Below are 15,859 nucleotides of genomic sequence, written 5' to 3'. Positions count from 1 at the left end.
CCGCCCTGCTGCGCCACGACTCCGACGACGTCGCCGTGTCCGACGACCGGGTCTCGCTCACCCACCGCGAACTGGCAGTGTTCTGACCCTGTTTCTCACTCACGACCCCTTGCGCCGACGCTCAGGCGACCGTGGCGTCGAGGGTGACCTCGATGTTGCCGCGCGTCGCCTTCGAGTACGGGCACACCTGGTGCGCGCCGGCGACCAGCTCGTCGGCCGTCGCCTGGTCGATGCCCGACGCCTCCAGGTGCAGGACCGCGCTCAGCCGGAACTCGTTCGCTTCCGAGTCGTGGTGCAACGTCACCTCGGCGACGACGGCGAGGTCGGTCAGCGGCACCTTCTTCGCGCCCGCGACCCGGCGCACCGCGCCGACGAAGCACGACGCCCAGCCCGCGGCGAACAGCTGCTCCGGGTTCGTCCCGTCGCCCGCGCCGCCGAAGGCCTTGGGCACGGCGAGCGTGACGTCGAGCGCACCGTCGTCGGAGGTCGCGCGGCCGCCGTTGCGGCCCTCCGCGGTGGAGGTGGCGACGGCGGTGTAGGTCACTTCGGACATGGTGTTCCTTTCAGCGGGTGACGGCACCACGCTAGGAAGCGCGCGAGACCGCGGCGCCCGTCGCGCGACGTCACCCGTGTAAGTCACCGTCCGCCAGCCGCAGCCACCGGTCGATCCCGATCCCGGCGAGGAACCGCTCGTCGTGGCTGACGACGACGAACGCGCCGCGGAACGCCGTCAGCGCGCTCTCCAGCTGTCCCGTGCTGACGAGGTCGAGGTTGTTCGTGGGCTCGTCGAGCAACAGCAGCTGCGGCGCCGGTTCGGCGAACAGGACGCAGGCCAGCGTGGCGCGCAGCCGTTCCCCGCCCGAAAGAACGCCGACCGGCAGGTGCGCGCGCGAGCCGCGGAACAGGAAGCGGGCCAGCAGGTTCATCCGCTGCGACGGCGGCGACGCGGGAGCGGCGGCGGCCAGGTTTTCGGCCACCGTGCGGTCGTCGTCCAAGAGGTCGAGACGCTGGGAGAGGAACGCGATCCGCCCGTCGGCCCGCGAGACGGAACCGCTGTCCGGCGCGAGATCGCCCTGCACCAGCCGCAGCAGGGTGGACTTCCCGGCGCCGTTGGGCCCGGTGAGCGCGATCCGCTCGGGGCCGCGGATCGCCAGGTCGACGCCGGCCGGGAAGAGGCCGCGCGCCCGCAGGCCCTCGCCGGCGAAGAGCGTGCGGCCCGCCGGGACCTCCGTCCGCGGCAGCTCCAGGCTGATCTTCCGCTCGTCGCGCCGCGCCCGCTCGGCCTGGTCGAGCTTGGCCTTCGCCGCGCCGACGCGTGCCGCGTGCGTGCCGTCCGCCTTGCCGGCCGACTCCTGGGCGTTGCGCTTCATGGTGCCGGCGAAGATCTTGGGCAGCCCGGCGTTGCCGAGGTTGCGCGACGCCGTGCTCGCGCGGCGGGCGGCGCGCTCGCGGGCCTGCTGCATCTCCCGCTTCTCCCGCTTGACCTCCTGCTCGGCGCTGCGGACGTTCTTCTCGGCGACCTCCCGCGCGGCCTCGACGGCTTCTTCGTACGCCGTGAAGTTCCCGCCGTGGAACCGGATCTCGCCGCGGTCGAGCTCGGCGATCCGGTCCATCCGGTCGAGCAGCGCCCGGTCGTGGCTGACCACGACGAGACAGCCGGACCAGTCGTCGAGCACGGCGTACAGCTTGTGCCGCGCGTCGAGGTCGAGGTTGTTGGTCGGCTCGTCGAGCAGCAGCACGTCCGGCCGCTTGAGCAGTTGCGCGGCCAGCCCCAGCGAGACGATCTGACCGCCGGACAGCGTGCCCAGCGAACGGTCGAGCGCGACGTCGAGGCCGAGCCGGTCGAGCTGGGCGCGCGTGCGTTCCTCGATGTCCCAGTCGGTGCCGATGGTGGTGAAGTGCGCCTCGCCGGCGTCACCGGACTCGACGGCCGCGATGGCGCGCAGAACCGGGGCGACGCCGAGGACTTCGGCGACCGACGGCTCGCCGCTCAGCGGCAGGTCCTGCGGCAGGTAGCCGAGGACACCGTCGGCGGTGACGCTGCCCGCCGACGGCTTCAGGACTCCGGCGACGAGCTTCAGCAACGTCGTCTTGCCGGCGCCGTTCGGGGCGACGAGCCCGGTGCGGCCGCCGGGGAACGTGGCGGACAGGTGGTCGAAGACGGGGGTGTCGTCGGGCCAGGAGAAGGACAGGCCGGACAGCACGATTTCGGGCATGGCGAAGACCTCGTGGTGGTGCGAAGCGAAAAGGGGGACGTCGAAGGCGGCCGCACCGGCACTGCCGGGGGCCCGCACGCTCCGGAGCTATCCGGAGATGTCGACGTCACCTGCCACGAGTGGTCTCCTCCTGAGGATCTTCGTCTTCGACGATAGCAGGGCCGGTTCAGTGCCCCTGGATCTCCGGCTCGGGATAGCGGCCCCGCTTCCGGTCGGCCGCCGTCGTGGCGATCCCCGCGGCGATCATCGCGACGCCGAGGCCGAGGTGCAGCCAGTCGCCGGCGTCGTCGACCGGGATGAAGTTGGCCGGGGTGTCGTGGTTCATCGCCAGCCCGAACACGAAGAGCAGCACGTAGACCCCGCCGCCGATCATCAGGAACGCCCGCGAACCGCCGCTGGCGCGGGCGGCCAGCACGCCGAGCACCCCGAACACCAGGTGGACCAGGTTGTGCAGCACGGAAACAGTGAACACGCCGAACAGGCGCGCCCCCGACTCGTGGCCGGCGAAGCGCAGGTCCGCGTACCCCGCGGTGATCCCCGGCACGAACCCCAGCACCCCCACCAGCAGGAACGCGACCCCGAACACCAGGGCGGCGGTCCGCGCCGCGCTCCGCCGTGACCGGACTTCCGTCGTCATGACAGCTCCGCTTGTCTCGAGCCGGTCGGCTACCCGGCCCGGGCGCGGACAAACCGGTCAGGACCGCGCGGCCGCGCGCACTTCTTCCAGCACCCGGCGCAGCGGCTGCCCGGTGGCGACCGCGGCGGCCTTCACTTCCTCGTACTCCGGCTGCGCGGTCACCACGATCCCGTTGAGGTACCCGCGTTTCACGCTCACCGGACGCCCGCGGTAGTCCACGACGACGCTGTCGCGCGGCAGCGACCGCCGCTCGACCGGGGACAGCCGCACGCCCAGCGTCGAGGTGTGGGCGAACACCGCCGCGCAGACGCCGTCGACGCGGTCGTCCGCCGCCAGCGCCGTCAGGACCATGCCCGGCCGGCCCTTCGGCGCGGTCACCGGCGCGCACCACGCGTCGGCCGCGCCCGCTTCGCGCAGGGCCGCCAGGACATCGGGCCACAGCCGCGGATCGAGGTCGTCGACCGTCGTTTCGACGACGGTCATCGTCGCGCGCACCCACGTCCGGTCCGGCTCCGAAGCCGAGCCGACGACCACTCGGACGATGTTCGCGTGCCCCGGCGGGTCGGCCGTGCCCGCGCCGACGCCGACCTTCACCGGTACGCAGGCCGGCATCGGGCCGTACGCGTCCGCCAGCGTGACGAGCAGCGCGGCCCCGGTCGGCGTGCACAGCTCCCGCGTCGCGGGGTGCGTGGCGATCGGCGCGGCCGCCCCGGTGAGCAGCGCGAGCACGGCCGGGGGCGGCACGGTCAGCCGGCCGTGCGCCGCGGTCACCGTGCCCCCGCCGACGGCGATGGGCGACACCGTCACGGTCGCGTCCAGCAGGCCCAGCGCGTCCAGGCCGAGCGCGCACCCCACGATGTCGACGATCGCGTCCAGCGCGCCGACTTCGTGGAAGTGCACGCGGTCGCGCTCGATGCCGTGCACGGTGGCTTCCGCGTCCGCGAGCGTGTCGAACACCTTGGTGGCGAAGCGTTCCGCGGCATCGGGCAGCCCGGCGGCGGCGATCAGGCCGAGGATCTCCGGGAGGTGGCGGGCGTGGCGCGTCTCGGGCGCCTCGACGACCATCCGCCGCGCGCGCAGCCCGTGCCGCCGCACCACCTGCTCGGTGAGCCGGACGTCGTCGACGCGCAGCCGCGCCAGGCCCTCGACGATCGTGCCGAAGTCCGCGCCCGCGTCGACCAGCGCGGCCAGCAGCATGTCGCCGGCGCAGCCGTTCCCGGCGTCGATCCACGCGACGGTCACGGCGCGACCGACTGCCGGGCGACGCGGGCCGCGGCGACGCCCGCGCCGAAGCCGTTGTCGATGTTGACCGTCACCACGCCGGGGGCGCAGCTGTTCAGCATGGTCAGGAACGCGGTCAGGCCGTCGAGGTGCCAGCCGTAGCCGACGCTCGTCGGCACGGCGATCAGCGGTGTGCCACACAGTCCACCGAGGACGGTGGGCAGCGCCGCCTCCATCCCGGCGATCGCCACGACGGCGTCGGCGCCGGCGATCCGGTCGCGTTCGGCCAGCAGCCGGTGCAGGCCGGCCACGCCGACGTCGACGACGAGGTCCGGCTCGGCGCCGAAGACCGCCACCGTCGTCGCGCACTCGCGGGCGACGGGCAGGTCCGACGTCCCCGCGCACACGACGGCCACCCGGCCACGCGGCGGCGGCACGGTCCCGAGCGTCACCGTGCGGCCGGCGTCGTCGATGTCCGCCTCCGGCAAGCGGTCCCGGCACAGCGCGCGGGCTTCTTCGCCGACTCGCGTGGCGAGCACCGCGCGATCGGGATGGGCCTCGTGCAGCCGCGCGAGGGCCGCCGTGATCTGTCCGGGTGTCTTTCCCGCGCCGAACACCACTTCGGGATCCCCCGTCCGGGCGGCCCGGTCGAGGTCCAATCGCGCGAATCCCAGATCGGCGGTCGCCGCCGCCGTAACCCCAGTCGATACCACCTTCGACACGTTAGCCTTATCGCGCATCGTATGTAAACTGCTCCCGGGGGATGCCGCACGAATACGGCAATGGGTTGACTGGGTGGACCCGTCGCGATCGACTTACCGCACGCAAGACGCCTCGAGCGGAGGACAAGTGCTGTTCTTTTGCCGAAATTGGATCACCGTGACCGCGCGACCAGCGGGGACGGCGTAATGACGACCGGAATCGAAGACCGGCTGCTGGGCCGGGTCCGCGAGCTGGGGAGCGTGGCCGTCGCCTTCTCGGGCGGCGTCGACTCGGCCCTCGTGCTGGCCGCGGCCGTGCGGGCGCTGCCGGCCGGGCACGTGCTGGCGGCGATCGCCGACTCGCCCAGCCTGGCCAGGGCGGAACTCGGTGCGGCGCGGGGGATCGCGGCCGATCTCGGCGTCGAGCTGGCCGAGGTCCCCGGCACCGAGCTGGCCGTTCCCGGCTACCGGGACAACGCGGGTGACCGCTGCTACTTCTGCAAGCAGGCGGTGCTCGGCGCGATCGGCGGGCTGGCCGTGCGGCGCGGGTTCGCGCACGTGGCGACCGGGACGCACGCCGACGACCACCGCGCCCTGCACCGCCCCGGCCTGCGCGCGGCCCGTGAGCTGCGCGTCGTCGAGCCGCTGGCCGAGGCCGGGCTGGGCAAGCGCGACGTCCGGGCGCTGGCCGCCGCGTGGTCGCTGCCCGTCGCCGACAAGCCGTCGGCGCCCTGCCTGGCATCACGTATCTCCGTGGGCGTCCCCGTCTCTTTAGGAAGGTTGGGACTGGTGGAACGCGCCGAGATCGCCGTGGGCGCGCGGTTGGCCGAGGCGGGGATCCGCCCCCGTGACCTGCGCGTCCGCCTGCTCGGCCGAGGATTCCGGGTGGAGGTGGATGGCCCTTCGCACACGGCCGTCGAAGCGCGGCCGGGACTCGCCGCCGCCGTGGTGGGCGAGCTCGGCGGTCTCGGCCTGAGCGGACCGGGAGTGGTCGCGGCCTATCGCGCGCCCGCACTCGCACCGCCGCCTTAGGCTATTTGCGCGCGCGTTCGCCGTGGTGAATTATGCCGTCACCGAACGGGGTATGAAAAAACCACATACCGAACCCGCAGGTTTCGCGTTGGATTTGTTCGGCAGCCAATCGCGACTATTCGTGTACGGTCCGCATCGGTCATTGTCCGATGCCGTGCCGAAAACACCGTGTCGGTTATTACGTCTTGCCGAGCGCATTTTTCGGCTATGTTTCCCGGGTTCGGCGCGCGGCCGCTGCGAGCGGTAGCCGTTCGCGTACGGTGGGGGAGGATCTGATGTACTTCGAGTTGCTCGGCACTTTGCGGGTCCAGCGTGACGGGGAGCGGGTGGACCTCGGCGGTCTCCGGCAGCAGCGGCTGCTGGTGATGCTGCTGCTCAGCGCGAACCGGGTGGTCGGCGCCGACCGGTTGCTGGAGGCCATGTGGGACGGTGAGCCGCCGGTGACCGCGCGAAGACAGCTCCACAACGCCGTCGCGGCGCTGAGACGCAGCTTCGGCACGGCCAAGCACATCCTCGTCAAGGACGGGCCCGGCTACCGCATCACCGTCGACCCGCAGGACGTCGACGCGCACCGCTTCACCCGGATGGTCGCGGCGGCGTCGGCGGCGGCCTCCGCCGGACGCGCCACCGCGGCCGTCGAGCACCTGGAGGCGGCGCTCGCCCTGTGGACCGGGCCCGCGCTGTCGGGCTTGAACAACCCGGTGTTCGAGATCGTCGCCGCGCGGTTCGAAGAGAACCGGCTGACCGCGACCGAACGGCTCATCGGGCTGCGCCTGGACGGCGGCGAGGCGTCGGCGCTGGTGCCGCAGCTGGGTGAGCTCGTCTCGCGGCACCCGCTGCGCGAGGGGACGCGCAAGCTGCTGATGCTGGCGCTGCACCGGTGCGGGCGCACGGCCGACGCGCTCAACGCGTACGAACAGGGCCGTCGGATGCTGCGCGACGAGCTCGGCGTGGACCCCGGCGCGAGCATCCGCGAGCTGTACGAACGGATCCTGCGCGACGACCTGCCGAAGCGGCGGCCCGAGCCGGCGCCGGGCCGGTCGTTCCTGCCGTACGACACCGCGCACTTCACCGGCCGCGCCGAGGAGCTGCGGTTCCTGTCCGCGAGCCGTCCGGCGGGAACCGCGCTGAGCATCCTGGCGATCGACGGCATGGGGGGCGTCGGCAAGACGACGCTGGCTGTCCGGCTCGCCCACCAGCTGGCGCACCGGTTTCCCGAGGGGCACCTCTACATCGACCTGCACGGGCACACGGCGGGCCAGGAGCCGCTCGACCCGGACGCGGCGCTCGAGCGGCTGCTGCTCGACTTCGGGCTCGCGCCGGACCGGATCCCCCGCGACAGCAGGCAACGCGCGGCGCGCTGGCGCGCGGAGGTCGCCGAGCGGCGGGTCCTCGTGGTGCTGGACAACGCCCTCGACGCGCGGCAGGTCCGCCCGTTGCTGCCCGGCACGGGAAAGGCGCAGGTGATCATCACGAGCCGCCGTCGCCTGGCCGGCCTCGACGGGGTGACGTCCCGTTCGCTGGACGTGTTCCCGCCGCCGGACGCGGCGGCGCTGTTCACCCGGATCGCGGGACCGGAGCGCACGGCGGCGTGGCCGGACGTCGTCGCGGAGGTGGTGGCCCTGTGCGGGCACCTGCCGCTGGCGATCGCGATCGCGGCGTGCCGGTTCCACAACCGGCCGGCGTGGTCGCTCGACGACCTGGCGTTCCGGCTGCGCGACCGCGGCACGCGGCTCGCCGAGCTGAGCCTGGAGGACCGCAGCGTCGAGGCCCGGCTGGAGGTGTCGTACGAGCGGTTGCCCGCCGGGCAGCGCCGGCTGTTCCGGGCCCTGGGCGCGTTCGACGGCGAGGAGCTCGACGCGGCCGACGCGGCGCTGCTGCTGGGGCAGCCGGTGCCGGAGGCGGAACGGCTGCTGGAAGAGCTGTTCGACGCCCACGTGCTGCGCCAGCGGGCCGCGGGGCGCTACCACTTCCACGACCTGGTCCGGGAGCACGCGCGTGCGAAGGCGGAGGAGCACGCGACGCTGCTGACGACGTTCGGCCGGACGACGCTGCACGCGGTCGACGAGCTGGAGTGCAGCGTCGGCTGAACCTCCTGGGGTGCCTGGAAAACCGTCCGCGGCCTGCCGGCCCGGGCGGTTTTCGCTGTCTGCCGGTGACCGGGCGAACGCGCAGTGCCACGCCGGTATCCGTTGCCTCGCAACGCCATCGGTGCCGATGCAGCACCGATGCACCGGCAAGGCCGCGCCGATGGCCCGCTCGGGCACGCTCGGCCGTGGGAGTAGACCGCAGCAGAAAGTGATGCCATGGAGTTCACGCACAAGACCGTCCTGAGCCCCGAACTGCGGGCCCGGGTGCTCGCGGATCCGAGCATCGGCGGAGGGAACCTGCTGCCCGCCATGCTGGAGCTCAACCCGTACCCGGACGAGCCGTTCATCCACTCGCTCACGCCGATCCCGTACACCGACGGCGAAACGAAGCACTGGTTCAGCCTCCGCGACCTCGACCACCTCGTGCAGAGCTGGTCGGTCTGGTACCTCGGACAGGGTGTGCGGCCACACGACCGGGTGGCGGTCTTCCCGCCGGACTCCATCCAGTACTTCCTGCACCTTTCGGCGCTCGCGCGGATCGGCGCGATCTCCATGCTCATCAACAGCAACGCCAAGCGGGACAGCGCCGTCGCCCTGATCGAGCGCAGCGGGGCCATCGGCCTCTACACCGACTCCGAACGGCTCGACCGGATCGCCCCGGACCTCGACCGGCTGAACCTGAAGTGGGTGCACACGCGCCAGGACGGGCCGCCGTCGGCCGTCCTGCCCGACGCGGACCGCTTCCGGCACCACCCGGACGACCCCGTCGGCCTCATGCACTCCTCCGGCACCACCGGCCTGCCGAAGCCCGTCATCCACACCCACAAGACCATTTTGGACGGTCCGAAGTGGCGTGCGGTCAACTACAAGGAAGAGCCCGACGCGCTGATCCTGAACGCGCTTCCGCAGTCGCACCAGGGGTGCGTGTCGTTCAACGCCTACGCCGTGCTGGGCGGCCAGCCGATGGTCGTCCACCGGGACGTCTCCGGCGCCGAGCTCGCCGAGGCCGTCGAAGCGCACCGGCCGACCATGGTGATGGCGTTCGGCCACGCCTACCCGGAGCTGGCGGCGATCGAGACGCCGCGGGGTGCCCTCGATTCGGTGAACATCTGGGTGTCCATGGCGGACGCCATCCACGAGCGGCACCTGAAGAACATCCTGGGCCGCCGCTCGCCGGAGCGGCCGCCGGCCGCGTTCCTCGACCGGCTCGGCACCACCGAGCTGGGCTGGGGCGTGCTCATGCAGCCGCGCACCCTGGCGACCGAGCGCAACGACCGCTGCGTCGGCAAGCCGGTCGGGTTCGCCGAGGTCGCGATCGTGCGGGAGAACGGCACGCTCGCCGAGCCCTACGAATACGGCTTCCTCGGGGCGAAGCCGCCGTCGATGACGGTCGGGTACTGGGGCAACCAGGACACCTACTACCGCAGCAAGCTCGCCGGCTACTGGCTGACCGGGGACGTCGCCTACCGGGACGAAGAGGGCAACTTCTACCAGGTCGACCGCGCGGTCGACGTCGTGCACACGGCCTCGGGGCCCGGTTACTCGGTGCTGATGGAAGAGCTCGTCATCAACGAGGTCTCCGGGGTCGAGGACTGCACCGTCGTGGCCGGCGACCACCGCGGCGAGAAGGTCGCCGTGGCCGTCGTGACCGGCCGGGACGTGGACGCGGAGAAGGTGCTGTTCGCGGCCAACGAAGCCCTGCGGGCCAACGGGAAGCCCGAACTGTCCGTCGTCGAGGTCGCCGGCGGCGAAGACGACTTCCCGCTCGGTGTCACCGGGAAGTCGCTCAAGCGCTTCCTCCGCGACAAGTACAAGGACCTCGCCGTGTACGTCCGTGACCGCCGGGGCAAGAGCCTCGCCACCAGCGACGCGCTGGCATGAACCCCCTTCGGGAAGAGACGATCGCCGTGACCGACCAAGACCTCCTGCTCGTGTTCGACGAGACCGTGACCCGCGCCAGGGTCGACGGCTGGCTGCGGTACCTGGAGTCCGCGGGCACGCCGACGCAGATGTACCGGCTGGGGGCGAGCCACGTCCTGCCGGTGTCCGGAGTGGACAACGCCGATCTGCTCGCCGCGGCCGCGGACCTGCCGCTGCCGACCCGCCGCGTGACCCGGGGCGGCGAGGCGTGGCTGGGCCGCCGGGAGATCCGCCCGGCCGGCACGGAGGTGTCCCTCGGCCCGGCCACGATCGGCGACGGCTCGGTCGCGGTGATCGCCGGCCCGTGCGCGGTCGAGACGCCGGAGCAGATGCTCGCGACGGCGGAGCTCGTCGCCGGACACGGTGCCGTCGGCCTGCGCGGCGGGGTCTTCAAGCCGCGCACGTCACCGCATTCGTTCCAGGGCCTCGGGTTCTCCGGGCTGGAGCTGCTCGTCGAGGCGCGGAAGCGGACGGGTTTGCCGTTCGTCACCGAGGTCGTGGACGCGGAGCACGTCAAGCGGCTGGCCGAAGTGGTGGACGGCTTCCAGATCGGCGCGCGGAACATGCAGAACTTCGCGCTGCTGAGCGCGGTGGGCCAGAGCGGCCTGCCGGTCGTGCTCAAGCGCGGGTTCGGCTGCACCGTCGAAGAAACGCTCGCCGCCGGGGAGTACCTGCTGCTCGAAGGCAACGACCAGGTGGTCCTGTGCGAGCGCGGCATCCGCACGTTCGAGCCGTCGTCGCGCTTCACGCTCGACCTGACGGCGGTGGCGCTGTGGAAGCAGCGCACCCACCTGCCGGTCATCGTGGACCCGAGCCACTCGGGCGGCCGTCCGGAGCTGGTCGAGCCGCTGTCGCTCGCGGCCATCGCGGCCGGCGCGGACGCGCTGCTGATCGACGTGCACGTCCGGCCGGAAGAGGCGCTGTGCGACGCGAAGCAGGCGTTGCGGCCGGAGCAGTTCGCCGGGCTGATGACCCGGCTCGCCGGCGCCGCGGCCGGGCTGGGCCGAAGCCTGCAGAAACGCTGACCAAGACGTCGTGAGTGAGAAACTGTGTTCCAACCCGGTTTCTCGCTCACGACCAGTACGGGAGTGGGAGACAGTGTTCGGGGAGACGTCGGAGATCGCCGTGGTCGGGCTCGGCCCGCGCGGGCTGTCGGTCGCGGAACGGCTGAGCGCCAACGCCGGTGTGCTCGTGCCGCGGAACCACCGGCTCGTGGTGCACCTCGTCGACCCGCGGCTGGCCGACGGCGGCCAGGTGTGGCGCAGCACGCAGGACCGCGTGCTGCTGATGAACACCGTCGCCGGCCAGGTGACGATGTTCGTCGACGAGACCGTCGACTGCGCGGGCCCGGTCGTGCGCGGCCCGAGCCTGTACGAGTGGGCGCGGTCGATCGCCCTGCTCGGCAGCCCGGACGTGCCGGACGCCGTCCGGGCCGAAGCCGAGGCACTCGGTCCGGACGACTACCCGTCACGGGCGTTCTACGGCAGCTACCTGCGCTGGACGCGGCGGCGGATCACGCGGACCGCGCCGCCGTCGCTGCGGTTCGTGGCCCACCAGACGCGGGCGGTCGACGTCCGGGACGGCCGCGCCGGACGGCAGGACGTCGTGCTGGCCGACGGCACGACCATCGGCGGGCTGGCCGCCGTCGTGCTCGCGCTGGGCCACCAGCCACACGAGCTCAGCCCGGCTGAAGCGGGCCTGAGCCGGTACGCCGAGCGCCACGGCCTGCGGTACTTCGCGCCGGGCAACCCGGCCGACGCGTCGCCGTCCGGCGTGCCCGCGGGGGAGCCGGTGCTGCTGCGCGGGATGGGCCTGAACTTCTTCGACCACCTGGCCCTGCTCACACTCGGACGCGGGGGCGAGTTCACCCGCGAGCCGGGTGGCGCGCTGACGTACGTGCCGTCCGGCCGGGAACCGCGGCTGGTCGCCGGATCGCGGCGCGGGGTGCCGTACCAGGCCCGTGCCCGCAACGAGAAGGGCGCGTCCGGCCGGCACGAACCGCGGTTCCTGACGCCGGCGGTGATCGGGCGGCTGCGGGACGGCGCCGACTTCCGCCGGGACGTCTGGCCGTTGATCGACCAGGAGGTCCGCACGGTCTTCTACGCGGCCCAGGTACGGGAGCAGGGGTGCGCCTGCGACGTCGGGGAGTTCACCGAGGCGTTCTCGGCGGCCGGGCCCGCGGAGGTGCCGCTCGACGGCGATCCGCTGGCGGTGCGGGAGACCGAGGCGCAGCGGATCGTCCTGGCGAAGTTCGGGCTCGACCGGAGCTGGGACTGGCGGCGCGTCGCGGTGCCCTACACGGCCGCCGACCTCGCCACGACGGCGACGTTCCGGACGTGGCTGCGGTCCGCTGTGGACACCGAGCTGGCCGAGGCGCGCAAGGGCAACGTGACCGGCCCGCTCAAGGCGGCCACCGACGTCCTGCGCGACCTGCGCAACGAGATCCGGCTGGTCGTCGACCACGGCGGGATCTCCGGCGCGTCCTACCGCGACGACCTGCGGCGCTGGTACATGCCGCTCAACGCGTACCTGTCGATCGGCCCGCCCGCCGAGCGCGTCGAGCAGTTCGGCGCGCTGCTGGACGCGGGCGTGCTGGAGGTCATGGGCCCGGACCTGCGGATCGAGGGCGCGGACGGCCGGTTCGTCGCCCGGTCGGCCGCGTGCCCCGACGTGGTCGTCCGCGCGAAGACGCTGATCGAGGCCCGCCTGCCGGACACCGACGTGCGGCGCACGACGGATCCCCTGCTGCGCGCGTTGCTCGCCCGCGGCGAGTGCCGCCCGTACCGCATCGGCGAGTTCGAGACGGGCGGCCTGGCGGTGACGCGGCGGCCGTACCACGTGCTGGACACGCGAGACCGGCCCCACCCGAGGCGGTTCGCGTTCGGCGTGCCGACGGAGGCGGTCCACTGGGTGACGGCGGCGGGCATCCGCCCCGGCGTCAATTCGGTGATCCTCGGCGACGCGGACGCGATCGCCCGGTCGTGCCTGCGGATCGCGGCCGAGCAGGACGACCTGGGGAGGACCGCGTGAGTGAGCTGCTCGCCCCCGCGTGGGCCGCGACCGGCGCCGGCGAACTCGTCGACGACCGCGCGCTGCTGACCGCGATGCTCGCCACCGAGGTCGCCCTCGCCGAAGCCCAGGCCGAACTCGGCGTCATCCCCGAGGAAGCCGCCAAGGCCATCCGCGCCGCCGCCGTGCCGGAAAACCTCGATCCCCGGGCCATCGCCGAGGGCGTCCGCGAGACCGCGAACCCCGTGGTCGCGTTCGTCGCCGGGCTCACCGCCGCCGTCGACCCCGCCGCCGCCGAGTACGTGCACCGCGGCAGCACCAGCCAGGACATCCTCGACACCGCCCTGATGCTGCTGTGCAGGTCGACGCTCGACCGCATCACCCGAGACCTCGTGGAGACGGCCGGCCGGCTCGCCGGGCACGTCCGCGAGCACCGGGACACGCCGATGGCCGGGCGCACCCTGACCCAGCACGCCGTGCCGGTGACCTTCGGGCTCAAGGCGGCGACCTGGCTGCACCTCGTCCTCGACGCCGTCGAGCGGGTGCGGCGGGCGCGCGCGGCACTGCCGGTGTCACTCGGCGGTGCGGCCGGCACCCTCGCCGCCTACGAGGAGTACGGTCCCGGGTCGCTGGAGCTGCCGGACCTGGTGGCCCGCAACCTCGGCCTGGCCCCGCAAACCCTGCCGTGGCACGGGATCCGCACGCCGATCGCCGACGTCGCGTCGGCGCTGCTGGTCACCGCCGGCGCGCTCGGCAAGATCGCCGCGGACGTCCTCGTGCTGTCGCGCACCGAGATCGGCGAGGTCGCCGAAGAACGGGCGCCGGGACGCGGGGCGTCCTCGGCCATGCCGCAGAAGCACAACCCGGTGTTCGCGACGCTGGTGGCGACCGCGGCCCGGCAGCTGCCGCCGCTCGCCGTCGTGCTGTTCGGGTCGATGGCCGTCGAGGACGAACGCTCCTCGGGCGGCTGGCACGCGGAGTGGCAGCCGCTGCGGGACGCCCTGCGCATCACGGCCGGTGCCGCGGCGAACGCGGCGAGGCTGGCCGAAACCCTGCGGGTGCGCCCCGAGGCGATGGCGGCGAACCTGCGGCTCACCCGGGGCGCGATCGTCTCCGAACGCGTCAACGCCGTCCTGGCCCCGGCGCTCGGCAAGGCCGCCGCCAAGCGCCTGCTGGCCGAGGCCACCGCCGAAGCCGAGCGCACCGGGGCGGACCTGGCCGACCTGCTCGACGTGGACCCGGGCCTGCTGGACCCGGCGGCCTACACCGGGCTCGCCGGGCCACTGGCCGACCGGGCCCTGGCCCGCTTCGAACGCGAGGAGTTCTGATGACCACCCTGGAGTTCGCGCCCGAGCGCGTCGAGCCGATGCCCGCCGAGCAGCGCGAAGAACTGCTGCGCATGCCGGGGTTCGGTTCGCTCTACTCCGACCACATGGTGACCGCGCGGTGGACCGCCGGCCGCGGGTGGCACGACGCCCGGACCGGCCCGCTCGCCGCGTTCACCCTGCACCCGGCCACCATGGCACTCCACTATGGACAGACGGTCTTCGAGGGGCTGAAGGCGTTCTGGCGCCCGGACGGGCAGCGGGCGCTGTTCCGGCCCCGCGACCACGCCGCCCGGTTCGCTCGGTCGGCGCGCCGGATGGCCATGCCCGAGCTGGCGGAGGCGGACTTCGTCGCGGGCGTCGAGGCGCTGCTGCGCGTGGACGGCGCCTGGGTGCCGCGCCCGCGTGGCCAGAGCTTCTACCTGCGGCCGTTCCTGATCGCCGCGGAGACGCACCTGTCGAACCGGCCCGCCGAGGAGTACCTGTTCGCCGTGATCGGCAGCCCCGCCCGGCCCGCCACGGCCGAGCCGGCGCCGATCCGGCTGTGGGCGTCGCCCGAGTACGTCCGCGCGGCCGACGGCGGGACGGGCACGATCAAGTGCGGGGGCAACTACGGCGGGTCCTACATCGCGCAGCGGGAAGCCGCGGCGCACGGGTGCGACCAGGTCGTCTGGCTGGACGCGCGCGAGCGCCGGTACGTCGAAGAGGTCGGCGGGTCCAACCTGTTCTTCGTCGAGGGCGACCGGCTCGTCACGCCGCCGCTGAGCGGGACGCTGCTGGCCGGCATCACCCGCGACTCGCTCCTGCGGCTCGCCGGGCGGCTCGGCCTGACCGTCGCGGAGGAGCCGGTCACCCTCGACGACTGGGAGCGCGGTTGCCGGTCGGGCCGCATCACCGAGACGTTCGCGTGCGGCACCGCGCGTGCCGTGGCCCCGGTGGGGCACGCCGTGACACCGGACGGCGAGTGGGCCGTCGGCGACGGCACCACGGGCCCGGTCACCCGCCGCCTGCTGAACGCCCTGCTGGACGTCCAGTACGGCGAGGCGCCCGACGAGTTCGGCTGGCTGCACGCCGTCACTCCGCAGTGAAAGGAACCCCGTGTCCACCAGAGTCGACTTCTACTTCGATCCCGCCTGTCCCTTCGCCTGGATCACCTCGCGGTGGATCCTCGAGGTCGACCGGCACCGCGACCTCGCGCTGCGGTTCCGGGTGATGAGCCTCGGCGTGCTCAACGAAGACCGGGAGATCGAGCCGTGGTACCGCGAGTTCTGCGACCGCTCGTGGGGCCCGGTCCGCGTCTGCGTCGCCGCCGCGCAGCACCACGGCGAAGACGTGCTGCGCGACCTCTACACCACGCTGGGCACCCGGATCCACAACGGACGGAACAAGGACTTCCCCGGGGTCGTCGCGCAGGCGCTGGCCGAAGTCGGGTTGCCGGCCGGGCTCGCCGGAGCCGCGGACAGCACCGACTACGACGAGGCTCTGCGCAAGAGCCACGCCGAGGCGCTGGCGCCGGTCGGCGCGGACCTCGGCACGCCCGCGATCCACGTCGACGGCACCGGCTTCTTCGGCCCGGTGCTCAACGCCATCCCGCGCGGCCGGGACGCGGTGGACCTCTTCGACGGCGTGGTGGCGCTCGCGCGCAACCCGCACTTCTTCGAGCTGAAGCGGGCCCGCACGCCGGGCTTGAACTACGAGTGAGGGAACG

At 73.2% G+C, this 15,859-nt stretch carries 13 protein-coding genes; 8 read left to right on the top strand and 5 right to left on the bottom strand.

Annotated elements, in window-relative coordinates; all coding sequences use genetic code 11:
• Positions 1–121 precede the first annotated feature (121 nt).
• The 5 genes from ABZ342_RS44950 to larB all read right to left on the bottom strand — a co-directional run bounded on the left by ABZ342_RS44950 (position 122) and on the right by larB (position 4,787).
• Positions 122–553 (bottom strand): organic hydroperoxide resistance protein, encoded by a 432-nt coding sequence (locus ABZ342_RS44950; RefSeq protein ID WP_360487060.1) that lies wholly within the window; start codon positions 551–553, stop codon positions 122–124.
• A 70-nt stretch (positions 554–623) separates the two neighbouring features.
• Positions 624–2,216, bottom strand: a complete 1,593-nt coding sequence (locus tag ABZ342_RS44945; protein WP_360487057.1) for an ABC-F family ATP-binding cassette domain-containing protein — start codon at positions 2,214–2,216, stop codon at positions 624–626.
• A gap of 166 nt (positions 2,217–2,382) precedes the next feature.
• The gene (locus ABZ342_RS44940; RefSeq protein WP_360487054.1) at positions 2,383–2,853 is read right to left on the bottom strand and encodes a DUF4383 domain-containing protein; all 471 of its coding nucleotides are present in this window, start codon (positions 2,851–2,853) and stop codon (positions 2,383–2,385) included.
• Positions 2,854–2,910: 57 nt separating this feature from the next.
• Positions 2,911–4,095, bottom strand: a complete 1,185-nt coding sequence (gene larC / locus ABZ342_RS44935) for a nickel pincer cofactor biosynthesis protein LarC (protein ID WP_360487051.1) — start codon at positions 4,093–4,095, stop codon at positions 2,911–2,913.
• Positions 4,092–4,787: a nickel pincer cofactor biosynthesis protein LarB gene (larB, locus tag ABZ342_RS44930; RefSeq protein ID WP_360487048.1), complete on the bottom strand. Its 696-nt coding sequence runs from the start codon at positions 4,785–4,787 to the stop codon at positions 4,092–4,094. Before larB ends, larC begins: the two co-directional genes overlap by 4 nt.
• A 195-nt stretch (positions 4,788–4,982) precedes the next feature.
• Between larB and ABZ342_RS44925 the strand changes: the two genes are divergently transcribed.
• The 8 genes from ABZ342_RS44925 to ABZ342_RS44890 all read left to right on the top strand — a co-directional run bounded on the left by ABZ342_RS44925 (position 4,983) and on the right by ABZ342_RS44890 (position 15,852).
• Positions 4,983–5,807 (top strand): ExsB family transcriptional regulator, encoded by an 825-nt coding sequence (locus ABZ342_RS44925; RefSeq protein WP_360487045.1) that lies wholly within the window; start codon positions 4,983–4,985, stop codon positions 5,805–5,807.
• A 275-nt stretch (positions 5,808–6,082) separates the two neighbouring features.
• Positions 6,083–7,897 carry a BTAD domain-containing putative transcriptional regulator gene (locus ABZ342_RS44920; protein WP_360487042.1) on the top strand — a complete coding sequence of 605 codons (1,815 nt, stop codon included), beginning with the start codon at positions 6,083–6,085 and terminating at the stop codon, positions 7,895–7,897.
• 216 nt (positions 7,898–8,113) lie between these two features.
• Entirely contained in the window at positions 8,114–9,778 is a 1,665-nt protein-coding gene (locus ABZ342_RS44915) for a class I adenylate-forming enzyme family protein (RefSeq protein ID WP_155541582.1), read from the top strand.
• Positions 9,779–9,804: 26 nt separating this feature from the next.
• The gene (gene aroF / locus ABZ342_RS44910; protein WP_360487038.1) at positions 9,805–10,842 is read left to right on the top strand and encodes a 3-deoxy-7-phosphoheptulonate synthase; all 1,038 of its coding nucleotides are present in this window, start codon (positions 9,805–9,807) and stop codon (positions 10,840–10,842) included.
• A 73-nt stretch (positions 10,843–10,915) separates the two neighbouring features.
• Positions 10,916–12,847 carry an FAD/NAD(P)-binding protein gene (locus ABZ342_RS44905; RefSeq protein ID WP_360487035.1) on the top strand — a complete coding sequence of 644 codons (1,932 nt, stop codon included), beginning with the start codon at positions 10,916–10,918 and terminating at the stop codon, positions 12,845–12,847.
• Complete coding sequence (gene pcaB / locus ABZ342_RS44900) at positions 12,844–14,154, top strand: 3-carboxy-cis,cis-muconate cycloisomerase (RefSeq protein WP_360487032.1); 1,311 nt, start codon at positions 12,844–12,846, stop codon at positions 14,152–14,154. Before ABZ342_RS44905 ends, pcaB begins: the two co-directional genes overlap by 4 nt.
• The gene (locus ABZ342_RS44895; RefSeq protein ID WP_360487029.1) at positions 14,154–15,239 is read left to right on the top strand and encodes a branched-chain amino acid aminotransferase; all 1,086 of its coding nucleotides are present in this window, start codon (positions 14,154–14,156) and stop codon (positions 15,237–15,239) included. The genes pcaB and ABZ342_RS44895 overlap by 1 nt, the downstream gene beginning before the upstream one ends.
• A 10-nt stretch (positions 15,240–15,249) precedes the next feature.
• Positions 15,250–15,852, top strand: coding sequence for a disulfide bond formation protein DsbA (locus ABZ342_RS44890; protein WP_360487026.1), 603 nt, complete (start codon positions 15,250–15,252; stop codon positions 15,850–15,852).
• The last annotated feature ends 7 nt before the right edge of the window (positions 15,853–15,859 follow it).

It is taken from the genome of Amycolatopsis sp. NPDC005961, from assembly GCF_040629235.1.
Classification (GTDB): domain Bacteria; phylum Actinomycetota; class Actinomycetes; order Mycobacteriales; family Pseudonocardiaceae; genus Amycolatopsis; species Amycolatopsis camponoti.
The sequence above is the reverse complement of the archived record's forward strand: the minus strand, read 5'-3'. Positions and strand labels throughout refer to the sequence as shown.